Source organism: Actinomyces sp. 432 (assembly GCF_009930875.1).
GTDB lineage: Bacteria > Actinomycetota > Actinomycetes > Actinomycetales > Actinomycetaceae > Actinomyces.
Window position 1 is genome coordinate 2,224,040 of record NZ_CP025249.1, and the last position, 22,604, is coordinate 2,246,643.

19 protein-coding genes are annotated in these 22,604 nt (G+C 68.3%); 4 read left to right on the forward strand and 15 right to left on the reverse strand.

Annotated features, from left to right (window positions below):
* The first annotated feature begins 44 nt into the window (after positions 1 to 44).
* Complete coding sequence (locus CWT12_RS09265; RefSeq protein WP_161924572.1) at positions 45 to 1,544, forward strand: sugar nucleotide-binding protein; 1,500 nt, start codon at positions 45 to 47, stop codon at positions 1,542 to 1,544.
* A gap of 64 nt (positions 1,545 to 1,608) precedes the next feature.
* Here CWT12_RS09265 and CWT12_RS09270 read toward each other — a convergent pair whose 3' ends face one another.
* The gene (locus CWT12_RS09270) at positions 1,609 to 2,787 is read right to left on the reverse strand and encodes a hypothetical protein (RefSeq protein ID WP_161924573.1); all 1,179 of its coding nucleotides are present in this window, start codon (positions 2,785 to 2,787) and stop codon (positions 1,609 to 1,611) included.
* A gap of 477 nt (positions 2,788 to 3,264) precedes the next feature.
* On the opposite strand from CWT12_RS09270, the gene CWT12_RS09275 reads away from it, so the two are divergent.
* Positions 3,265 to 4,587 (forward strand): UDP-glucose dehydrogenase family protein, encoded by a 1,323-nt coding sequence (locus tag CWT12_RS09275; protein WP_161924574.1) that lies wholly within the window; start codon positions 3,265 to 3,267, stop codon positions 4,585 to 4,587.
* Positions 4,588 to 4,597: 10 nt separating this feature from the next.
* Here CWT12_RS09275 and CWT12_RS09280 read toward each other — a convergent pair whose 3' ends face one another.
* The 8 genes from CWT12_RS09280 to CWT12_RS14035 all read right to left on the reverse strand — a co-directional run bounded on the left by CWT12_RS09280 (position 4,598) and on the right by CWT12_RS14035 (position 13,055).
* Complete coding sequence (locus CWT12_RS09280) at positions 4,598 to 5,875, reverse strand: hypothetical protein (protein WP_161924575.1); 1,278 nt, start codon at positions 5,873 to 5,875, stop codon at positions 4,598 to 4,600.
* A gap of 22 nt (positions 5,876 to 5,897) precedes the next feature.
* Positions 5,898 to 7,085 carry a C39 family peptidase gene (locus CWT12_RS09285; protein WP_161924576.1) on the reverse strand — a complete coding sequence of 396 codons (1,188 nt, stop codon included), beginning with the start codon at positions 7,083 to 7,085 and terminating at the stop codon, positions 5,898 to 5,900.
* Positions 7,086 to 7,773: 688 nt separating this feature from the next.
* On the reverse strand, positions 7,774 to 9,834 hold the full coding sequence (locus CWT12_RS09290) for a glycoside hydrolase family 99-like domain-containing protein (protein ID WP_161924577.1): 2,061 nt from the start codon (positions 9,832 to 9,834) through the stop codon (positions 7,774 to 7,776).
* Between the two features lie 9 nt (positions 9,835 to 9,843).
* Complete coding sequence (locus CWT12_RS09295; protein ID WP_237564119.1) at positions 9,844 to 10,632, reverse strand: rhamnan synthesis F family protein; 789 nt, start codon at positions 10,630 to 10,632, stop codon at positions 9,844 to 9,846.
* 35 nt (positions 10,633 to 10,667) lie between these two features.
* Complete coding sequence (locus tag CWT12_RS09300) at positions 10,668 to 10,937, reverse strand: coiled-coil domain-containing protein 22 (protein WP_237564120.1); 270 nt, start codon at positions 10,935 to 10,937, stop codon at positions 10,668 to 10,670.
* On the reverse strand, positions 10,927 to 12,219 hold the full coding sequence (locus CWT12_RS09305) for an ABC transporter ATP-binding protein (RefSeq protein ID WP_161924579.1): 1,293 nt from the start codon (positions 12,217 to 12,219) through the stop codon (positions 10,927 to 10,929). Before CWT12_RS09305 ends, CWT12_RS09300 begins: the two co-directional genes overlap by 11 nt.
* A 6-nt stretch (positions 12,220 to 12,225) precedes the next feature.
* A complete protein-coding gene (locus CWT12_RS14030) occupies positions 12,226 to 12,672 on the reverse strand; it encodes a hypothetical protein (RefSeq protein ID WP_237564121.1) in 447 nt (148 codons plus the stop codon).
* A 2-nt stretch (positions 12,673 to 12,674) separates the two neighbouring features.
* Positions 12,675 to 13,055, reverse strand: a complete 381-nt coding sequence (locus CWT12_RS14035; protein WP_237564122.1) for an ABC transporter permease — start codon at positions 13,053 to 13,055, stop codon at positions 12,675 to 12,677.
* Between the two features lie 225 nt (positions 13,056 to 13,280).
* Here CWT12_RS14035 and CWT12_RS09315 point away from each other — a divergent pair, with 225 nt between their 5' ends.
* Complete coding sequence (locus CWT12_RS09315) at positions 13,281 to 14,186, forward strand: glycosyltransferase family 2 protein (RefSeq protein ID WP_161924580.1); 906 nt, start codon at positions 13,281 to 13,283, stop codon at positions 14,184 to 14,186.
* A 5-nt stretch (positions 14,187 to 14,191) separates the two neighbouring features.
* On the opposite strand, the gene CWT12_RS09320 is transcribed toward CWT12_RS09315, so the two are convergent.
* From CWT12_RS09320 to CWT12_RS09345, 6 genes are all read right to left on the reverse strand, one after another.
* Positions 14,192 to 15,685, reverse strand: coding sequence for a phospholipid carrier-dependent glycosyltransferase (locus CWT12_RS09320; RefSeq protein ID WP_161924581.1), 1,494 nt, complete (start codon positions 15,683 to 15,685; stop codon positions 14,192 to 14,194).
* Between the two features lie 48 nt (positions 15,686 to 15,733).
* Positions 15,734 to 16,687 (reverse strand): lysylphosphatidylglycerol synthase domain-containing protein, encoded by a 954-nt coding sequence (locus CWT12_RS09325; RefSeq protein ID WP_202616186.1) that lies wholly within the window; start codon positions 16,685 to 16,687, stop codon positions 15,734 to 15,736.
* A complete protein-coding gene (locus CWT12_RS09330) occupies positions 16,684 to 17,847 on the reverse strand; it encodes a glycosyltransferase family 4 protein (RefSeq protein WP_161924582.1) in 1,164 nt (387 codons plus the stop codon). Before CWT12_RS09330 ends, CWT12_RS09325 begins: the two co-directional genes overlap by 4 nt.
* 3 nt (positions 17,848 to 17,850) lie before the next feature.
* The gene (locus CWT12_RS09335; RefSeq protein ID WP_161924583.1) at positions 17,851 to 18,879 is read right to left on the reverse strand and encodes a glycosyltransferase family 2 protein; all 1,029 of its coding nucleotides are present in this window, start codon (positions 18,877 to 18,879) and stop codon (positions 17,851 to 17,853) included.
* Between the two features lie 114 nt (positions 18,880 to 18,993).
* Positions 18,994 to 19,347: a hypothetical protein gene (locus CWT12_RS09340; protein WP_161924584.1), complete on the reverse strand. Its 354-nt coding sequence runs from the start codon at positions 19,345 to 19,347 to the stop codon at positions 18,994 to 18,996.
* A complete protein-coding gene (locus CWT12_RS09345; protein ID WP_161924585.1) occupies positions 19,344 to 21,212 on the reverse strand; it encodes an N-acetylmuramoyl-L-alanine amidase in 1,869 nt (622 codons plus the stop codon). Before CWT12_RS09345 ends, CWT12_RS09340 begins: the two co-directional genes overlap by 4 nt.
* Before the next feature lie 359 nt (positions 21,213 to 21,571).
* Between CWT12_RS09345 and rfbB the strand changes: the two genes are divergently transcribed.
* Positions 21,572 to 22,567 (forward strand): dTDP-glucose 4,6-dehydratase, encoded by a 996-nt coding sequence (gene rfbB / locus CWT12_RS09350; RefSeq protein ID WP_161924586.1) that lies wholly within the window; start codon positions 21,572 to 21,574, stop codon positions 22,565 to 22,567.
* Positions 22,568 to 22,604: the final 37 nt, after the last annotated feature.

Below are 22,604 nucleotides of genomic sequence, written 5' to 3' on the forward strand. Positions count from 1 at the left end.
ATCCGTATCCCGCGAACACTCACCCCCACAAGCATTGGAGACTCATGACTGACAGCACCGACACGCCCGCCGCCGACACCAACGGCGTGGAGACGGCCAAGCCGCTCGGCGTCCAGACCACCCCGATCCCCGGCTTCCTGCGCATCGACCTGACCGTGCACGGGGACAACCGCGGCTGGTTCAAGGAGAACTGGCAGCGGGAGAAGATGACCGCCCTGGGCCTGCCGGACTTCGGGCCGGTGCAGAACAACATCTCCTTCAACGATGAGGTCGGGGTGACCCGCGGCATCCACGCCGAGCCGTGGGACAAGTTCGTTTCGGTGGCCACCGGGCGGGTATTCGGCGCCTGGGTGGACCTGCGCGAGGGGCCGTCCTTCGGCACCGTGTACACCACCGAGATCGACCCTTCGGTGGCGGTGTTCGTTCCAAAGGGCGTGGGCAACGCCTACCAGACGCTGGAGCCGAACACGGCCTACACCTACCTGGTGAACGACCACTGGTCTCCCGACGCCCAGTACACCTTCCTGAACCTGGCCGATGAGACCGTCGCCGTGCCCTGGCCGATCCCGCTGGAGCAGGCCATCCAGTCGGACAAGGACCGCGGCCACCCGCGCCTGGCCGACGTCGTCCCCTTCCCCGCGGACGACGCCGCCGACGCCGGCGGCACGGCAGCCTCCGCGCCGGGCAGACGCGTGCTGGTGACCGGGTGCAAGGGGCAGCTCGGGCGCGAGCTCATGAAGCAGCTGCCCGAGGCCGGGTACGCCCCGACCGGCGTGGACCTGCCGGAGGTGGACATCTCCGACGCCGACGCCATGGCCGCCTGGGACTGGTCTGCTTATGACGTCATCATCAATGCTGCCGCCTGGACGAACGTCGACGGCGCCGAGACCCCCGAGGGACGGCGCCTGTCCTGGCGGGCCAACGCCACCGGCCCGGCCAACCTGGCCCGCGAGGCGGCCCGCCACGGCCTGACCCTGGTGCACATCTCCAGCGAGTACACCTTCGACGGCGAGCTGGAGCCGCACACCGAGGCCGAGGCCCCCAGCCCGCTGGGCGTGTACGGTCAGTCGAAGGCGGGCGGCGATGCCGCCGTCGAGGCCACCCCCAGGCACTACCTGGTGCGCACCTCCTGGGTGGTTGGCGACGGCAAGAACTTCGCCAAGACCATGGCCTCCCTGGCCGCCCGCGGCATCGCCCCGAAGGTGGTGGACGACCAGACCGGCCGCCTCACCTTCACCACGGACCTCGCGGCCGGCATCATCCACCTGCTGCGCACCGGCGCCGAGTTCGGCACCTACAACCTGTCCGGCGAGGGTCCCGTGGTGTCCTGGTGCGACGTCGCCAAGCGCGTGTTCGAGCTGGTGGGTCACAGCGCCGAGGAGGTCACGCCGGTTTCCACCGCCGAGTACTACGCGGGGCAGGAGGGCATCGCCCCCCGGCCGCTGCGCAGCGCCCTGGACCTGAGCAAGATCGAGGCGGCCGGATTCACCCCCGCGAACTCCATGGAGCGCCTGGACGCCTACGTGCCCACCATCGAGCTGTGAGGCAGGTGTACCGCGGGGCGCCCGCGCCGCTCGGCTGACGGGCCCCGCGGCTGCGCCGTCGGAACTACTCGGCGCCGCTCAGCGCCGCGGCTCCTCCCAGCCTGCCGATTCGTACCACCGCGATCGTCCACGCCACGAGCGCCGCGCCCAGCAGCACGATCGCGGGTCCGGGCCAGGCCGGGAATCCCCCTGCCGGGGCAGCGGCGCCCTGTTGCGCCTGCTGCCACCACCAGGGCACGAAGAACACGGCCCACAGGGCGAACCAGGCGCCGGTGGCGATTCCGGCCAGCCGCCGTGAGCAGGTCAGGCCGCCCGCCATCAGCACCGCCAGCGTCAGCAACGCCGGCAGCAGGTAGCGCGGGTGAAGGCCACCGCCGCCAGCCGAGTACTTCAACTGCATCGCCACGATGAGTACGGCCTCAAGGCCGAGCACCCCGGCCACCGCCAGGTCCGCGCCGGTAGCGCGCCGACGCACCAGCGCGACCACGCCCGCGGCAAGCCCGCATGCGGCGGGCGCCGCGATCAGTACGAGACCCACCCCTCCCAGGGCGGGCACGGGCACGAACAGTGACAGCAGTCGCTGCCAGGTTTCCGGCCGCGCGGCGAGCTCGGAAACCGGGACCTGGTGGGTGTTGAAGTGCTCGGCCGCCCACTCGGGGTGCCCGCCGGTGATCGTCCCGGTCAGGCGCAGGTTGCGCAGGTAGAACCAGCCCGCGGACAGCGCCACCAGCACGCCCACACCGGCGCCGTTGAGCAACGCGGTCCACCGGCCCCAGCGGTCGCGTCCCGCCCCGCGCACCATTCCCTCCAGGACGATCGCGAGCATGCACACGGCTACCACCACCATCAGCGACAGGCGGGTGAGCAGCGCGGCGCAGCCGAGCACGGCAAGCAGGAGCCAGCGGCGCCGCGTGGGGCCCTGGCGGATGAACTGGCAGGTCAGCGCGAGGCAGGCGGCCATCAGCAGGGTGGCCAGGGTGTCGTTGTACACGGCCCCCGATACCCCCAGCATCGAGCAGCACAGCGCGGCGATCAGCATCGTGGTGGGGGCAAGTAGCCGATTGCGCGGGAAGGCGACCTGCGCGGCATACCCGATCACGGCCACGGCGGCGGCCCCGAGCAGCACGTTGAGCGCCCGGGCGGCCAGGCCCGCGGCCAGCACGCCTGCCCAGTCCGTCAACCCGCCTGCGAGGGGGGCCATGATCAGGTAGAAGAGCGGCGGGTGCTGGGAGACGGACTGCACGGACAGGGGTGTCCTGGGCCAGACCCCGGGATCACCGGCCCGGTGAAGAAGTCGGGCCATTGGCCGTGCCAGAGCTGAAAGGCGTAATCAAGGTGGTTGACCTCGTCAGCGCTGCCGAACAGGGGGATCAGCAGCGCGCGGCCCGCCGCGCACAGTACGAAGCCAACGAGCACCGCGCGCCCCGCGCCGGAGATCGCCCGGCTTCGCGGCCGCCGCCGTGCCCCGTACCGGTGGTCGTTGGGATCGGCGGGAGTTCGGTCCGGGGATGGCGCGCTTCTCACCGGGTCACAATAGACCGGCTCCTGCGGTGCGGGCGCTTTGGTCGGCACGCTCGCCTGCGTGGCCGCACACCTTAGTTGCCCCGGTCACGCAGACGTGAGCCCGGCTCCGCCGCTGTGCGCAACGAGTCTGAACCCAAGTCCGCCTTTGGGGCGCGACACGCGGCGGCTGCGGGGCCGCGTCCGCTAGCCTGCCTGCATGCGTATTTCCGTAATTGGTTGTGGGTACCTGGGCGCTGTGCACGCGGCTTCGATGGCCGAGCTGGGGCACACCGTGGTAGGTGTTGACGTCGATGCCCGCAAGGTGGAGCTGCTGTCCCAGGGCAAGGCTCCCTTCTTCGAGCCCGGATTCGAGGAGATCCTGAGCCGCAACGTGCAGTCCGGCCGCCTGACCTTCACCACCGACTACGCGGCGATCGCCGGCGCACAGGTGCACTTCATTGGCGTGGGCACGCCCCAGTCGGAGAGCGGCGCTGCCGACCTGACCTACGTAGACGCCGCGGTTGAGGGCATGCTTCCCCACCTGGGCCGGTGCACCGACGGCGTCGAGGTGGTAGCCGGCAAGTCGACTGTCCCGGTCGGCACCGCCGCCCGCCTGGCCGAGCAGGTCGCTCCCACCGGGGTGAGCCTGGTTTGGAACCCGGAGTTCCTGCGGGAGGGTTTCGCGGTCAAGGACACGCTGGACCCTGACCGCATGGTCTACGGCCTGCCCGCGGACGAGCAGTCCGCCGCGGCCGCGCAGGCTGTCCTAGATGAGCTGTACCGCCCCATCATCGACGCCGGCACGCCCCGGCTGGTGATGGACTACCAGACAGCGGAGCTGGTGAAGATCTCCGCCAACGCCTTCCTCGCCACCAAGATCTCCTTCATCAACGCCATGGCACAGATCTGCGACGCCGCCGGCGCCGACGTGACCGCGCTGGCCGGCGCCATCGGCCTGGACGACCGCATCGGCAAGCGCTTCCTGCGCGCCGGCATCGGCTTCGGCGGGGGCTGCCTGCCCAAGGACATCCGCGCCTTCCAGGCGCGCGCCGCGGAGCTGGGGGTGGGCGACTCGCTCGGCTTCCTCGCCGAGGTGGACAAGCTCAACGACGCTGTACGTCACTCCGTGGTGGATACCGCCCGCCGCCTACTCGGCGAGGACCTGGCCGGGAAGCGGGTGGCGGTGCTCGGGGCCGCCTTCAAGCCCGACAGCGACGATATGCGCAACTCCCCCGCGCTCGACCTGGCGCAGGAGTTCACCGAGCTGTCCGCCTCCGTGGTGGTCACGGACCCCGCGGCCGGCCCCATCCTGGCCGCCCGGGAGGGCCTGCCCTACCAGATCGCCGGCAGTATCGAGGAGGCGCTGACTGGCGCTGACCTGGTGGTGCTGGGAACCGAGTGGAAGCAGTTCACCACCCTTGATCCTGCGAAGGCCGCCGAGCTGGTGGCCCGCCGCATCGTTATCGACGGCCGTAACGCACTGCCGCGCGAGGACTGGAAGGCTGCGGGATTCACCTACGCGGGTATCGGACGGCGCTGAGCCGCCCGCTTCACAACGACGCCACCGTCCAGCTGACCGGGTTGATTCCATCGCTGGACGGCAGTAGGACGGTGGCGCCGTCGGGCGACAGCGCCGGGCGCGAGTAGCCCGCCGCCTCGCCCAGCCGGATCAGCCCGGTACCGTCCCATGCGACTGCATACATGCCGGTCTCCTCTCCGTTGGAGCCGGAGCCCCAGGCGAAGCGGGCGGTGCCCGCCGAGCCGATGATGATCGCGGACGGCGTGTGCAGCCAGGTCTGCGGCGCCTGCTGGTCGGAGTTCCACAGGCCGATGTAGGTTCCCGCCTCCGCGGTTGCTGAGGACACGGCAACGGCTCGGTGGTTCCCGGCGGCCCAAACGCCCGTGACTTGCCACGATGAGTCCGCAGAGCTGATCGACATTACCTCCTGGGCGGTGCCGGTCGCCTGCTCCCACTGGGTGAGTGTGGTGAGCGCGCCCTGCGCGTCGGGCTGCGCGAACAGGACGCCGCCGTCAACGGCTGCCGGCAGGTCGCCGGTGGCGACGACGGTGTGGTCCCCTGCGCCGTCCAGTGCGAAGCGAAGTACCTGCCGCTCCCAGGCCTCGCCGACCGCGACGGCGGAGGCCCAGTACACGCTCGTGCCGTCAGTGGTGGGGACGACTTCAAACGGACCAGTGGGCGTCTGGGTGGTTCCGTTCAGCTCCTGCGCGGAGCCGATGAGCTCCGCCTCCTGGCCTCCCGTGCGCCGGTAGGCCCACAGCTGCCAGTTGTCGATCACCGATGAGGCCTCAGACTCGACGTCTACCGTGGCGGCCCGCCACACGATCCAGTCGTCGGTGGCGGAGCCGTCCTGCGGCTCGAAGTAGTCCTCCGGATTCACGATGGCGGGAGGTGCGGGCGTGAGGCGCTCGGGACCCGCGGGGGTCAGGACGGCGGCGGCGTAGGACATGAGTGCATTCGGGTTGGCGCTGACCGACCCGAAGACCTCCGCCCCGGACAGCGGTAGGACGCCGATCTCGGAGTAGTCGCCGCCGAAGCCCCACTCGGTGGACAGCACCGCAGCCTGTGCCGTCTGCGCTACCTCTATCGGGGTGGCGGTGACCGGTTGGCCGACCAGGGAGAACGGCAGGGTGGAGCCCTGGTCCGTGGTGGCGGTGGCCGCAGCCGTGGTTGGCGCCGTCGGCGCCGTGGGGGCAGCCGCCCCGGTTGTGGCCGTTGTGGCCGGAGTCCGACTGCACCCGGCGAGGAGCAGCCCGCAGGACATGCCTGCGGCGGTAAGCAGCCTGCGCCTACTGAATACCCGCGTCATTTATGCTGACCTGCCTTAAGTCTCAGGGAGTGAAGATTCCGATGTGCTGGCGGCCGTCGTTGACGTACTCGTACTGGAGGAAGTTACGGGTGAACGTTGACAGCGACGGATACCAGAACTTCTGCGAGGCGCCGCCCCAGAGCGTGGCGCCGGGGTCCGCGAACTGCACCGCATCGGTCTTGGTGTTGTAGCCGGTTACCACCATGATGTGGGAGAACGTGGAGTTGCTGTGGCCGTTGAAGTGGGGCCCGCCGCGGCGCTCCTGCTCGTCAACAGCCACCGGGTACCCCTTGGAGAACGACTGCTTGACCTTGGTCTGCACGACCGCCGGAGTCGGCGTGTGAATAGTGGAGTAGACCGCCCTGCCCAGCCACGCATTCATGCCCTGCTGGAACTTGCGGTCATGGAATGACGTGTACCCGTAGCGTCGCGTCGCCATCGCGGTGGCAACATTCTCGATGCTCAGTGACGCGCCCGTGGCCTTAGACCGTCCTGCATTCTTGTACCGCAGGATCATGTAGCCGGAGGTCGGCCCGCAGAAGAAGTTGTTCGGCTGCCCCGCCCAGGCAACATCGAAGGTAAATACCGTCTGCGCCGGCTTGACCTCCGGTGGACGGCGCAGGCCGAAGGTGTCCCGGCCATCACCGTTCCAGTCGCCCACCAGCACCAGGTCAGTCGCCCGCCCGTAGGAGACCATCTGATCCGCGTTGCCGCCCGTGAGCGAGTTCTTCACATGGAACACATTGCCGCGCCGCACGGCGAAGGTGTCCTTCTTGTTGCGGTTCCAGTCGCCAGCGTACACCTCGTCACCTGCGCGCCCGTAGGAGAAGACGACGTCCGCGGCACCGCTCTTGATCGTGTTGGACACGTAGTAGTCCTTACCGCGGCGCACGGCCAGGGTGTCCTTGCCGTCCCCGTTCCAGTCACCGACGATCACCTGGTCCGTGGCGCGCCCGTAGGTGATCTGCGTATCGGCGACGCCACCGCGAAGGCAGTTGAGGATGAAGTACTGGTTTCCGCGGCGCACGGCCAGGGTGTCCCTGCCGTCCCCGTTCCAGTCACCGACGATCACCTGGTCCGTGGCGCGCCCGAATATGATGACGACGTCGGCGGCGCCACCGGCGAGCCGGTTGGAGAAGAAATAGTAATTACCGCGCCGTACGGCCAGGGTGTCCTTGCCGTCGCCATTCCAGTCGCCGGTTAGCGCCATGTCATTATTGCGCCCGTATGTGAAGACCGTGGTCGCCTTCGACGTGAACGTGTTGGCAAAGTAATAGGTGCTGCCAAGGTTCTTCTCGGTGCCGCGAGCGTTCGCGGCACCGGCGGCCACACCGCTGGGCAGGGGCAGGCGGCCCCCGAGGTACCCGCCTGCTTCAGCGCTCCTGCATCCGCATCGTCCTTGGCCGCGGCGGCCGGGTCAAGCGGCACAAGACCGTCGGTGCTTGAGGCGGTGGGTGCGGCGGAGGGCGGTGCTGGTGACTCATCCCCGCCGCCAGGGGCCGTGGCGGCTTGGGACGGCGTCGGGGCACTGCCCGCCTCGGTGGGCAGTGCCGTTGCGGTTGCGGTCGCGGAGGGCGTCGGTGTCGCCTCCGCAGTGGGGTCGGCGACCGCCATTGGTGATACCAGAGCGAGTGAGGCGAGAAGGGACAGCGCGACGGTGCGCGGAGTCCATGGTGCATGACGCCGCATGGGTGAGGAATCCTGTCTGGGAGGAACGGGGAATATCTCCGCCAGGCTACCGCACAGCTTTCACACAGCGTGCTTCATTGTCGCATCAACGATAACAACACGGATGCACGCACGCCCCGCACCAGGTATCGCCGCTAGGCGCACGCGTGGAAGCACGCGGCCTGCACCGCGGGCCACGTAACCGGAGGGGCCTCAGCCCATGCCGGCGCTCAGCACCAGACCGCGTCCCTTAGGGCCAGCAGGAAGGTTCTTCCGAAACGGGTGGTCGGTTCCAGCACGGCGCTCTCCGCCCACTCGTTCCAGGCGTTGATGAACACCACGCGGTGCTCCGGCTCCCGGGACATCACCGAGTCGATCAGGCCTGCCACCCAACGGCGGAAGGTGTAGGGGTTCGAGCCGTACCAGGTGTCCGCCGTCCACTGGCGGCGCGCGGTGTTGTCGAATGCGACCATGGCCCCCGGGTACTCGCTGTCATCCAGCGTGCCGGACATCGCCAGGGAGGCCTTGACGGTCTCCTGGTAGCTCATGAAGTTCCCGCGCCAGCGCGAGTCGAGGCCGACCTCTGTGGCCGGGCCCGCCACCCAGGGCAGGTTGTGCGGCGGGAACTGGAGCGTGCCGTCGATGCCCGTGTCGGCACCCAGCGCCTGGATGCCGTCGAACTCCTCGGCTACCGCGACGGCGAGCACGTACAGCTCGCCGACGCCCGCCTCGCGTGCCTTCTCGCGCCAGGTCGCGACCACCTCCGGGAAGTTCTTCATCTGTGCCGGGCGGTAGACCGCCAGGACGGCCTTGCCGTCTATGCGCATGTAGCGCGGGTCGAGGAGGAACTCCATGACGTCGTCGATGAAGGCCTCGGCCGGGACCTTCGTGTAGTCCTGGCCGACCAGGATGTCCGCGGCCCTGCCGTCCCAGCGACGGGTCCAGTTCTCGTTGGCCCACATGATGCAGTAGGGCTGATCGAGATCGGAGGCGTGCAGCCGCTCGATCGGGACGTTCAGCAGTCTCTCGCCGGAGAACCAGTAGTAGTAGTACATGAAGCCGGCGATGCCGTGCTCGCGCGCCAGCACGGCCTGCTTGCGCCGGACCTCATCATTGGCGAGGTCGTAGAAACCGAGCTCGGTTGGCAGCTTCGGCTGGTAGTGCCCCCGGTATCCCGGGATCGCGGCAGTCACATTCGACCACTCGGTGAATCCCTGCCCCCACCAGCGGTTGTTCTGCGGCGAGTCATGGAACTGCGGCAGGTAGAAGGGGATCACCTGGGCCCGGGCGTAGCGGTCCGCTCCCCGTTCGAAGCGCGTATAGGCATCAGCGGCGCCCGCCTCCTGCCTGCCGAGTTCGGCCACCTCGGCCATTCGCAGGCCCGCCTCCTCGGTCAGGATGCCCAGGAGGCGCTCGACGGCGTGCGCCGTGGTGGCGTCGACCTGCCCGTTCTCCTCGTCGAAGTCTGCGTGCTGCAGGTTCAGGGCGCGCAGCCCCTGCAGTGCGAAGCCGCGGATCCAGTACATCGAGCCGGATGCGAAGCGCAGCGTGTCCGGATCATCAAGCGACATCTCCAGTCGGCGCAGCAGCTGCTCGACGATGTGCTGGTCCCCGCCCCAGAACTCGGGGCCGACCACGCAGTCGTCGGCGGTGACCAGGCCTAGGGAGGAGTCCGAGGCGAACGCGTTGAGAATCTCCTTCACCCGCTGGTCGGAGCCAAGCAGGTCGCCCAGCAGCCGGTCCTTCCACCCGGCGCCGTCGCCGGCGAGCTCCGCGTGCTGCTCGCGCCAGGGGCTTCGCTTCGTGTGCACCTTCAGCACAATGTCGTAGGGGTCGAGCAGGCCGGCGTTGACCAGCTGCACGGTTGGGAAGATGTCCCGCCCGTGGTTGGCGACCTCTACGACGCTGGCGTGACCTAGGCGCGGCAGCTGCTCCCGAGGAACGGTCAGCTCCTGGCCGGAGGCATTGGTTATGAACAGGTCGAAGTCGACCGGTATCGCCCGTAGGCGGTCGAACAGCTCGTCCATGAGCTCGGGGTAGAAGCAGTGGATCACCACGGCGATCCGGGCCGGATCGTCGTTGCGCAAGGAGTCGTCCACGCGCCAGTGGTCCGGGAAGCCTGAGTTCTGGCGCCCGCCCAGGCGGGAGACGTACTCGTTGAAGTCGGCGCAGTGCTTGCTCTGATAGCCGTGGATGCTGCCGCTGACGACCAGGTTCGCGACCGCGTTGCGCCCCCTGGCGGCGAAGTAGCTGGCTCGGCGCACGAGCCCGGTCTTGGTGACTTTAGTCATCGCAGGTCCTTACCAGTCGTTGACGTCGGTGCCGAACCGGCGTCGGATGTACTGAGCCGCCTCGGCCGCCTCGGCCTGGGTGGACGGGTGGGTCATGATGGTGCGCTTGAGGAACGGCACGCCGGACTCGATCAGGTTCTTCCAGCCGTCGACGGTGGGGTTTCCATAGGGCACCCCGAGTTCCGGACCGGTCACCCACACCTCGCTGGAGTAGCACTCGGAGAAGGCCGTGCGCGAGACGCCGATCTCGTATGACAGGACCACCTCGTCCTTGCCCGGCTCCACTCTCACCGAGTTGAAGAAGTCGCGCCAGGGCCGGTCTGCCAGGATCCCGCCGCGGTAGGCGAGGAAGTAGCTCTGAACGTGGTAGGCGAACTGGTATGAGGCGGTCAGGCCGCGAATGTCGGGGCCGGGAGCCGCCGCCCATTCGAGCAGGTGCTCAATCGGTCCGAAGGGGCCCAGCAGTGAGTCATTGGTCAGCAGGACGGTGCCCGCCTCGCGCAGCTCGGGGATGCATCCCAGCGCGGTCGCCCAGGAGCCGAAGTCGTAGCCGAGGTTGGGGCGCCGTATGACCATCGTGTCGGTGGGGACGCCCGCGGGGAACTCCAGCGGCGCGGTGGTCTCGCAGGTGGAGATGACCACGGTTGCGTATCCGGCGGCGTCGAGCCGCTGCAGGTACTCAGACAGTGACCTGGGCTGGACTGGCCCCGCGGAGAACTGGGCCACCAGCGCCACCCGGTCGGAGCCGACGACGGCGTGGGGGTCGCCCCGCTCGATGTGGACGCGTCCTTGCGACACCTCCGAGACCAGCGGTCCCCGCCGCCCTGGCACCCTCATCTGAGGACCCCCCGCAGCACCGTCTTGAGGGCGCGCACGGGAGCCGTCATCTGCCAGGAGGAGGAGTGCCGCATCACGTTGATCTGTTCCCATGCGCCCGCAACCGTGCGGTTGGCGCGGCGCAGCTCCTTCTCCAGCTCCTCATTGCGCAAGGACAGCTCGGAGATTTCGTGGCGCATCTTGCGCAGGGTCGCCCGTAGCTGACGAATCTCCTCGTCACGCGCGGACGCATCACCCATCGACTGGTCGTCCTTCTCAGATGCCATTTTCATGATCCTTCTCCGGCTCCGGGTGCCCGGGCCGCCTGCTCCACCGGCCCGGCGCAAGCGTAACGAGTCCGGGCTCATCCATCATTCGGTCCGCGCGGATAATCATCTCCGTACGGCGATCGGACAGGTCGTAGATCTGCCCGTCCCTGACAAAGCAGGTTGTCAGCCACAGGCGTCCTGGCTGGAACACCACCTGATCAATGCTGTAATCGATATATGAATCGCCTCGGCGCAGCGTGTAGAGCGTGCCTGCGGCGCGCGAGTTCGGGCCCGCTACGGTTACCCCGCCATCCGTGGCGAAGCCCAGCCCCAGCTCCACGTCATGCAAGTCCTTCTTGGCGCGCACGTGCACGCGCAGCGTCAGCGGCTTCCCGTAGGTGATGAAGGGAACCTCCGCCCCGTTCTCATCAAGGAAGTCCACGCCGGTCATGCGGCAGTCCCCGTTTCCCTGGTTCTGCTTGTACGGCTCGTCCTCGGGGAACTCTTCCTCACCCTGCTCTGCAGAGCGCTTGCGCGCCTCTCGCTCGTTGACTGCCGTCAGGTACGAGGAGACCACCTCATCGGCGTTGCCTATCATCTGCACTTTGCCGTGGTCCAGCCAGGCAACCTCGTCACACATCTCGGTTGCGAGCGAGAGCGAGTGCGTCACGAGCACGATGGTGGTGCCGCGGTCGCGCAGTTGCCGCATCAGGTCGAAGCACTTCCGCTGGAACTCCTCGTCACCAACCGCGATGATCTCATCCACGATCAGGATCTCCGGCTTGATCGCTACCGCCGTCGCGAATCCCAGCCGCACCGTCATGCCGGAGGAGTAGACCTTCACGGGCTCGTCGATGAAGTCGCCGATGTCCGCGAAGTCGATGATCCAGTCCAGGGACTCGTCTATCTGCTTCCGGCTGCGCCCCAGGATCGCGCCGTTGAGGTATATGTTCTCGCGGCCGGTCAGCTCCCCGTGGAAGCCCGCCCCAACCTCCAGCAGCGCATCAACCTTGCTGGCCACCATGACCTCGCCGCGGGTGGGCCGGTAGACGCCCGCGAGGATCTTGAGCATGGTGGACTTCCCCGAGCCGTTGTGGCCAACCAGCCCGAAGGTGGTGCCGCGCCGCACCTTGAAGCTGACGTCATTGAGCGCGCGAAACACGTGCGTGTCCTTGGAGCGCCCCCGGACAAAGCGTTCCTTCAGGGAGTCGCGCCGGTCTGCGTGGAGCGTGAAGTGCTTGGAGACATTGCGCACCTCGATGGCGTAGTCATCGTCCGCGCTGGAGACTGGAGTGGTCATCGGCACTCAGATCCTTTCTCCCAGATCGGCTCCCCACCTGCGTGATACCCACACCGCCGCGACCAGGGCCAGCGCTGCCCAGGCGGCGCACGCCAGCCAGCTGGCCGCCGCTCCGGGCTGCAAGGAGTAGACCAGTGAGCGGAACAGGCTGATGAACTGCGCCATGGGCATGCCCTGGATTAGGTCATGGGCTGGAAGCCCCCATACCGTTTGCGGGACAATATCGGGATTGTAGATGATCGGGGTGGCATAGAACATCAGCTGCAGGAAGACCCCCACCAGGTGGGCGAGATCGCGAACATAGATGTTCCATACGGACAGGATCACGCTGACGGCACCGGTGAACACAGTGAGTAGCAGCAGGAAGGGCACCAGCAGCAGCCAGGTCCATGACACATTCGTCAGACACGCCAGGACCACGAGCAGCAGACCAACCTCAATCCCCGACTGCACCCCTACGGCCAGGCAAGAGCCGAGGACAGCGGAGTAGGCCGGGAAATAAACCTTCTGCAGCAGTCCCCCGACCCCAGAAGGCCGTTTATGCCCGCGTTGATGGAGTTCTGGAAGAATCCCCAAATGGTCAGGCCGGCGAACAGCCAAACCGCAAAGATCCCGATGCCCTCGTGCCGAGAGGCAATAGTTGCGGGGACCATCTTGAACAGCCCACCGAAGATGAGCGTATAGATCCCCAGCGAGGCCAGGGGGACAACCAGGGACCACAGCCAGCCCAGTGCGGTCCCCTTGAACTTCGACTTGAGGTCACGCTGCCCGAATGCCTGGATGAGGTCCCACTCCTGCCAGAAGGACCTCCTGGACCTCACGTTCGTCTTGCTCATGCAGTCCTCACTTGCCTCGGGGTGCACGCCGGAGCGCGGAGTAGTCCGCAACGGGGACTCGCCTACTCGTGTCCGCGCCGGACGGACCAGGCCACCATACCCGCTCAGTCCCAGGCACATACGGGACCGGTGGGTGATGTCTCCCGCACGTTCCGGTTCGCGCTGACGCCCCGCCGGGTAACCTGTGCGCAGCCGTCTGCGGGCGGGCTGCAAGGGAGGTCGTCAATGCCGGTGGTAGTAGCAGTAGTCGTGACCTTCAATCCGGATCACGACATCGCCGGGCTCCTCGGGGCATTGGCCGCGCAGTGCGACCAGGTACTGATCGTTGACAATGGCAGTTCCGCCGAGCGGCTTTCCCGCATACAGGGCGCGGCGGCCGCCGTGGGCGCGGAACTGCTGCCGCTGGGTCACAACCGGGGGATCGCGGCGGCCCAGAACGCGGGTATCGCACGTGCACGCGAGCTGGCTGCCTCCCACGTGCTGCTGTCCGACCACGACTCCCTGCCGGCGCCGGGGATGGTGCGGCGGCTGCTGTCCGCATTCGACGCCGCCGAGCGTGTCGCTGCGGTCGGTCCCCTGCCGGAGGAGGACCGTGAGGGCGGCGATCAGCTCGTCTACGTGTGCCGTCGCTGGAAGCCGGGACGCGCCACCCCGGCGGAGCTGCGCGCCGACCGCCTCGAAGTCGCCTTCCTCATCGCCTCCGGATGCCTGGTGAGCATGGAGGCGCTCAGCGAGGTCGGAGCCATGGACGAGTCATTGTTCATTGACCACGTTGACCTGGAGTGGGGCCTGCGCGCCCGCCGGGCGGGGTACCGGCTGCTGGTTGTTCCCGCGGCCCGGTTGCACCATTCGCTTGGCGACGACGTCGTTATGCTGCCGGGCCGGTCGCAGCCGGTCCACGTCCACGGGCCGGTTCGCAACTACTACCTGGCCCGCAACACCATTTTGCTGGTCCGCAGGCACGCGCTCATGCCCTGGCGGTGGCGCGTGCGCTACGTCTACTGGCTGGCCAAGTACGCGGCTTTCAACGCCCTGCTGCCCGATCGGGGCAAGGAGCGCAGACGCATGCTGCGCCGTGGCATACGCGACGGCCTGCGGCGCCGTTCCGGGGCACTTGCAGCCCAGGACTGAGCCGGCTAGGCAACCCTGCCGATTCCCATGACATCTGCCACCACCAGCACCAGTACGACGGCGCACACGCCCCAGACGACGGCCTGTCCGCGTCGCCCCAGGGGCTTTAGCAGCAGCCCGAGCACCAGAGCCGTGAGCGGGATCAGCGTGACTCCGTAACGCGCCGAGACGGTGGGGAAGTAGACCTCCTCACGCACCCACGCCTGAATCTGGACTATTAGCACCACCAGCACCGGACCCACCGCCGCGATGCCGGCGAGCAGCCGCTCCCTCCCGCGCAACGCGATGAGTCCGCAGAACGGCACCACGGTCAGTGCCAGGCCGGCCAGGCTGGTCAGCAACTGGCCGTGGTACGTCATTACCGGGGACCCCTCCCAGGATCCCGCCGTATACCCGAATACGTCGGTGAGCGTCGGCAGCCACTCGTCCAACGGGCTTCCCACGTATTCGGTGTTGTTCTGCCCGAGGACCAGGTTCCTCCAACCGCTCGGCGTGTGGGCGGTGACGTATCGTCCCCACACCAGCGTCACCAGCCCCGCCCCGGAGGCGCCTGCGGCCACTGTGAGCAGCGGCTGCCACCAACGGCCGCTTCCGCGCACCAGCCGCACCACAGCGATGACGCCGAGTACTCCGAGCACGATCACCAGGCTGGCCAGGGCAATCGTCTTGACCAGGCCCGCGCAGGCGCCGGTGACCAGGGCGAGTAGCGCCGCCGACCTGCCCGACAGCTCGCGCGTGAGCACTATCGCGGACAGCACCCCGAACACCAGGAAGGGCGCGTCGGTGGACACGGTCGTGGCCATCATGAGGGTGAAGGGATTAGCGAGCAGTAGCAGGGCCACCGCAGCGGCAAGCCCGCGCGGAAGGGACCACATGCGCATCAGGGCGTATACCATCCCCAGGCCCACCGCGATGAAGACCGCGCAGGACAGGCGCATGAGCGTCACCGGGTCCAGGGAGCTCACCGCCATGCCCATGCGGGTCATCACGGCCACCACGGCGAACAGGCCCGGAGGCTGCCAGGCGTTGTAGTTCTCCAGTATCACCTTGAACTGCGAGCGGTCGGTCACGCCGCACTCGGGCAGTTTGTTATAGACACTGGCCTGCTTCCGGCAGGACCACTCCTCAAGCGTGAAGGAGGTGTAGGTGTCACCACGGTGCGGGAGCTCGCCGTGCATGATGCGCCACACGTAATCGATGTGCGTGGCCTCGTCGATGGGGCTGATCTCATCAACACGCCAGATCTGCAGCGCGGCGATGGCGAATGCGAATGCGGCAATCGCCGCGGCAACACCCACATCGGGCCACCGCCTACGCCAAACCGCCCCTGCGCGGGAGCCTCCGCCACCGCCCGCAGCCCGCCTGCCGCGCCGCGAGGCCGCGCTCCGCCCGGCAACATCAGTGGCGGCGTCAGTCGCGGCGTTGGCAGCGCTGCCAGCGGCAGTTCGGGTCATGCCCACCTGACCGAATGTGCTGGCGATGCTGGACGCGGTCACCATGCTGCTCCTCCTCATCTATCGGCAATCCGCCCGGTCGGCCCCAGCGGCTCACTCGGGCTGTGCCTGCTCCCGCCGACGGCCCTGCCGGGCGGCCACGATTCCCGCCCCGCCCATGGCCAAGTCCGCGATCGTAAGCACCACGCGGGACAGCAAGACCACGGCCACCACGCCGCCGGTACTCAGCGACCCCGCCAGGACGAGTCCGAGCACACCCTCGCGCACGCCCGCGCCCGCAGGAACGAAGACGATCAGGAAGCCTACCGTCCAGGCCATGGCGTACCCGCCGACGCACAGCGCCAGCGTGGCCGCCGAAGCCTCCATCCCGATGCCGACGGCCAGCAGCCACACCTGCACGCCCGCTACCGCCCAGGCCAGTAGCGTCCACACCGTGCAGGCGCCGATCCCGGACCAGCTCACCGGGTGCTCCAGCGGCGGCCGCCCGGTGAGTCGGAACACGAGCCGCAGCAGCCGGTTGAGCACCGGCGGCGCCAGCATGGTGACGAATACCGGCAGTGTCCAAGTCACCCAGCCGTAGCTGTCACGCAACCGCTCCGAGGCGAATGGCATCGTCCCCACCGCCAGCGCGGCGCCGGTGACGATCGAGACGATTACCGTTACCGCCATGACTGATACCGAGCGGCGGCGGGGGATGTCATGGTCCGCGCCGAGCTCTGCCGCGGCAAGGATGTTCCACACCCCGCCGGGCATGTACTTGCCCAGCTGGGAGACGAAGAAGACGCGGAAGGCCGCGCTGGGCGGCAGGGTTGTGCCCATGTCTGCCAGCAGCACCCGCCAGGCCAGCATGGTCAGCAGCACGTAGACCACACCGGCCAGCAGTGAGCCCAGCAGGGCCAGCGGACTCATTCCGGCCATGGCGGCCACGATGTCATCCCACTGGGAGACGACCGCGTACACAGCCAGCGCCACCACCAGTATGAGGAAGCCGATACGCACCGGGGTGGAGCGCAGCGCCCCCGTGATCCCGCCCAGGAGCGTGCTCACCGGCGCGCCTCTTCCCGGCGCCTGCGCTCCAGGGCGTCCACCAGCGGGGCCACGGCCTGTTCGGGGACGAATGCCGCCGCGGCCGCTGCGGCCCGCGCACGTGCGTCGCGCAGGGCCGCCGGGTCGGTTGCCAGATGCTGCAGGGCGTCCGCCAGCGCACGGGAATCACCCGGCGGCACGAAGACGGCGCCGTCACCGAGCACTCGCCGCTGCGGGGCGGTGTCGGAGGTGACGACGGCGCAGCCGGCCGCAAGCCCCTGGTAGACCTTGTTCGGTACGACGTCGAGCGCCTTGTCGGTGGTGCCGACGATGCCGAGGCACACGTCGTGCTCGGCCACTACGCGGGGCAGCTCGGCGGAGTCCACCCAGTCGCGCCACTGAACCGCCTGCGCGGCCGGGGAGCCGGCCAGAATCTGCTCGCATTCGGCGCGTTCCTGCCCCGCTCCGATCAGCAGGGCGCGTACCGGGGCGCCGCGCTCGGCGAGCAGGCGCAGAGCCTGGGCAATAACGGGGGCTCCCTGAAGCGGGGTGAACAGCCCGAAGAAGACCACGGTGAGCGGACGTTCCGCGTCTCGTGCACCGTCGTCGTCGGCGCGCGCGGCAGCCGCGGCCTCCCCGGCCCCGTACCAGGACCTGGGGGCCCCGACCGGCACAATCACTCCGCGGTCGGCGATGGAGCCATCAAGCTTGGCGGCGTGCTCGCCGGTGTCCAGGACCACCACGTCGGCGCAGTGCGTAGCCATCCGGTCCAGGACGGACAGAAGCCTCGCCTTGGCACCGTCCTCGCCACGGTCGCGGGCGGTGCCGGAGGCGAAGATCAGGTGGTCCAGGATGATCGTTGTGCGCGGGTAGAGCAGGCGGGCCAGCAGCACGTCGAAATGGCCCATGTAGCCCACGAGCAGGGCGTCCGGCTTGCGGGAGCCGCGGAAGCGACGGCTGCCGGCCGCCAGGCGGGACCAGCGCGAGGCCAGCCGCCCGCCGAGGACGGGCAGGCGCCACGGCTGCTTGAGCATCGCGACCCGATCTGCGGTGCTCAGACCCAACGGCTCATCCAGCTCCCGGACCACATTGCCGGGGGTGCGCCGCAGTCCCTCCAGCAGCACCTCCACACGCGGGTGCGCCGCGGTGTCGTAGGTGCCGAAGCCAAGAATCCTGCGCATGCCTCAGTCTTCCCGGCTGTAGGCGGGATCGGCCCCGGAGGGGCGGCCGGAGACCAGGGCGGCACGGATACCGGGGATCTGCGTGTGGTCCACCCGCCCGTACTCGATGTTCTTCACCCGTTCCAGGGTCTCCTCGATCAGCACCCGGTTGGTGCGCTGCAAATCGGCGATCACCAGCAGAGCCACGCTCAGCAGGGCCGCTACCAGCATGGTGGTGCCGAAGACCAGGGACTGGATATGGCCGCCGGCGGTGCCCATGCACCACAGGATGAAGAAGCGGATGAACGGAATCGCCCCGATAACCGCGAACAGTGCGGCCAGCCAGCCCAGCACCACGTGCGGCTTGAACATCAGGTAGGAGCGGGTGATGGCCCCACCGGACTTGGCCATGTGCTGGAAGATGTTGTTGAACAGGCGGGACTCACGCGTCTTGGGGTTGGTGGTGATGGGCACCGAGGCGATGCGCAGCCGCTTGTTGCCTGCCTGGATGATCGTCTCCATGCAGTAGGAGAACTGGGTGATGACGTTGAGCTTGAGCAGGGCGTTCTTGGAGTAGGCGCGGAAGCCGGAGGCGGCGTCAGGCAGGCGGGTGCCGGCCGCGTAGTTGACCACCTGGGAGCCGAAGTGCTGCATGCGCTTCTTGAACCAGGAGAAGTGCGCGATCCTGGCGGTCTGCCGATCGGCAATGGCGATGTCCGCCTCGCCGCGCACCACCGGGGCCACCAGCTCTCCGATGTACTCCTGCTTGTACTGGTTGTCGCCGTCGGTGTTGACCACGATGTCGGCGCCGTGCGCCAGGGCGTAGTCAACGCCGTCGCGGAAGGAGCGGGCCAGGCCCATGTTGCGGGCGTGGCGCACGAAGTGCTTGACCCCGTGCTCCCGAGCAACTTCCACGGTGCGGTCGGTGGAGCCGTCGTCGATCACGAGGATCTCGACCTGATCGACTCCCTCGATCTGGCGGGGGATCGTGTCCAGGACCATGCCCAGCGTCCCCTCCTCGTTGAGGCAGGGGACCTGCACGAACAGTTTCATCAGCTTCCTTCTCGGATGGGCGCACCACCCCCGGGGCGCGAGGCGGCAATGGCTGGAGCTAGCCTACAAGCCGTTGCGGACGCCCCGCCCGCCGGGAGTGGTCCTCCCCGCTGTTCAGCGCACCACTCCCAAGGTGTCCCTGCCGTCGCCGTTCCAGTCGCCGACGATGGCCTGGTCCCCGCTGCGGCCGTAGGTCTGCACGGTATCCGCGACGCCGCTGGACAGGGAGTTACGTACGTAGTAGCTGGCGCCGCGGCGCACGGCGAGGGTGTCCCTGCCGTCCCCGTTCCAGTCGCCCGCATACACCGCATCGGTGGCCCTGCCGTAGATGACGACGCGATCCGCCTTGCCGCCGGCCAGGGAGTTCTTGATGTGGAACTCGGCGCCGCGGCGCACGGCGAGGGTGTCCCTGCCGTCCCCGTTCCAGTCGCCGACGACGACCTCGTCCGCGGCGGTGCCGTAGGTCACCACCTTGTCCGCTCCCCCGCCGTACATGGAGTTCTTGAAGTAGTAGGTATTGCCGCGGCGTACCGCCAGCGTGTCGGTGCCGTTGCCGTCCCAGTCCCGACGAGTACCTGGTCGGTATCCCTGCCGTAGGTGAAGGTACGCAGACTGGCGCCGGAGGTGTTGGTGTTGCGGAAGCCGTAGGCGGCGCCGTTGCGCACGCCCGTGGTGTCCACGCCGTCGCCGTTCCAGTCGCCCGCGAGAACACTTGTGGCCGGCGTGGTGTAAGTGAACACGATGTTGGCACCGGCCGACCAGGAGTCATTGAGGTAGACCTGGTGGGTGCGGGCGCCGTTGCCCGCCGTTGCCGATCCCGTGGGCGATCCCGTGGGCGAGGTCTGGGCGCTCGTGCCCTTGACCTGGTTCTGTGCGGTCGAGCGGATCTGCCCGAGCTTGGAGTAGCCGACGTCACCGGGGCAGGTGGTGTAGCCGACGTCGCGGTGCCCGGAGATAACCGGCAGGGAGATGGTCTGTCCGGCGGAGTACTTCTCCGTGGACTTGAAGGTGAAGGATGCGGAGCCGGCGGCATTCGTGACCCCGGCCCGCTTCAGGAACCAGCCGGCCATCTTGCCGACGTTGGTGAGCTGGGTGGCTCCAGGGGAGACGCTGGTGTACGTGCCCATCATGGAGATGCCCATGGTGCCGGTGTTGGCGCCGTAGGCGTGGGCACCCACCACCATCTTACCGGCGGCGGCCCCCGTGGAGCCGTAGCGGCCCTCGAAGACCTGCCCGTACTTGTCCACCAGGAAGTTGTAGCCGATGTCGCCCCAGCCCAGGGTGACGGCGTGGTAGTAGTAGATGCCGTTCACAATCGAGGCGGACTGGCTCGCGGTGTAGTTGTTCGTCCCCGCGGTGTGGTGGACGATCACGTGCTTGGCGGCGGCGTATGTGGGAGACCAGCTCATATAGGCGGAGTTGGCGCCCCACTCCGAGCGAGTTGTCACCGCGACGGGCAGGCCGCCCGCAGTGGTGGTGGTCTCCAGGGCCGCCTGCAGGTCCGGGCCGAGCGAGGTTCCGCCGGCCGCGCCGGAGCCACCCGTCGCGGAGTCCGAGCTCTCCGGGTCGGACTCCTCCGCATCGGTGGCGGGAGCGCCCGTGGGCTGCGCCGTGGCGTCGGCGGTGGGCGCGCCGAGTCCGCCCGCCGGCTCCTCCTCGGGATCCTCAGGGGTGGCCACTGCGGTGGGCTCAGCGTCGGCCGCGCTCAGTTCCGCCGGGTCAAGCACCTCCTCGCCTGCGGGCCGCCCGGGGATGAGCGCGAGCTGGAGTCCGGCGGGAAGGGCCTGCGCGTCACCGACCACGCTGGCCTGGACGGCGTCGGCGCCGCCGGTGCTGAACTCCTCGGTTCCGGCCACGCCCGCGGCGTCGTCGCGGCCGGCGCCGGAGGCCTCGTTCAGGTACCAGTCGGACCAGACCCCGCCCTCGCGTACGCGCAGGTAGACGCTCAGTCCCGCGGGCAGCTCGTCGGCGCCGGTCCAGGTAAAGCCGGCTACCAGGAAGTCATCCACCTCCAGGGGCTCGGTAAGTAGTAGGGCGTCCGCCTCCGGATCCACGCCACCCGCTGTCCCCACTGTGGCCGCCCTGGCTACGGCGGCCAGCCGCGGCGCGATTCCCGGGTTGACGCCGGTGCCGCCGCTGGTACCGGCCGATGCCGTGTCCAGCAGGCCGGCCTCGGCCACCTCGGTCGCCTCGCCTGCGGAGGTGGTCAGCTCGAGCAGCTGCACGGGGGCGGCCTGCGTAGCGGTTTCGGCGACCGCAGGGGTCGCGGGTATGAGCCCGGCCGCCAGCAGAGGTAACACCGCTGTCAGTCCGAGGAGTCGTGGGGCTCTCATGGGGATCCTTTCAGCGCCGCATGCGATACCTGTGAATCACATGTGCACCTTGAGGCGCATGTGATTCATGTGAACCATGGGGCACGATACCGATTGCGCGCCCCGAGTCGACCCCTTTGTGCCGCACGACATAATGACAAGCCGGGAATTACTGCTGTGTATTTCCGGGACTTCCCGTGCATTCATGCCGCTCCGCTGTTTAATCCACTGGGATTGCAGAACCGTCTCGGCAAGGCGGCCGGCCCGCGCCCATCGCCGGCGGCTCCCCCGCCCGCCGGGGCGTAGCGGCGCCCGTCGCCGCGACTATGGCATGATTGCGAGCGTTCTAACGCCTTCTAGCAGCGCACTGGGAGCACTCCATGCACGTCCTCATCACCGGCGGCGCCGGCTTCATCGGCGCCAACTTCGTTCACCAGACCCTCGTGCGTCGCCCTGACGCCAAGGTGACAGTGCTGGACAAGCTCACCTACGCGGGCAACCGGGGGTCCCTGGCGGACCTGGGCGACCGGATCGAGCTGGTGGTTGGTGACATCGCCGACGCAGACACGGTGGACCCGCTGGTGGCCGACGCCGACGTGGTGGTCCACTTCGCCGCCGAGTCCCACAACGACAACTCGCTGCGCGACCCCTCCCCCTTCATCCGCACCAACCTGGTGGGCACCTTCACGCTGCTGGAGGCGGTGCGCCGTCACGGGGTGCGCTTCCACCACGTGTCCACCGACGAGGTCTACGGCGACCTCGAGTTGGACGACCCGGCAAAGTTCACTCCCGACACCCCCTACAACCCCTCCTCCCCCTACTCCTCCTCCAAGGCCGGGTCCGACCTGCTGGTGCGCGCCTGGGTGCGTTCCTTCGGGGTGGAGGCCACCATCTCCAACTGCTCGAACAACTACGGCCCCTACCAGCACATCGAGAAGTTCATCCCCCGCCAGATCACCAACCTGATCGACGGTGTGCGTCCGAAGCTCTACGGCGCGGGAGAGAACGTGCGCGACTGGATCCACGTGCTGGACCACAACGACGCCGTTTGGGACATCATTGACAAGGGCCGCATCGGGGAGACCTACCTGATCGGCGCGAACGGGGAGAAGAACAACAAGGAGGTCGTCGAGCTCATCCTGGAGCTGATGGGCCACGACCCCAGCGACTACGAGCACGTGGCGGACCGCCCCGGCCACGACATGCGCTACGCGATCGACAACTCCAAGCTCGTGCAGGAGCTCGGCTGGTCACCGCGGTACACGGACTTCCGCTCCGGCCTGCAGGCCACCATCGACTGGTACCGGGACAATGAGGCCTGGTGGCGCCCGCTGAAGGCGGAGGTTGAGGCCAAGTACGCCGCTCAGGGGCAGTGAGCGCGCCTGCGAGCGTCCCGCGGGCGGGTTGGCCGGT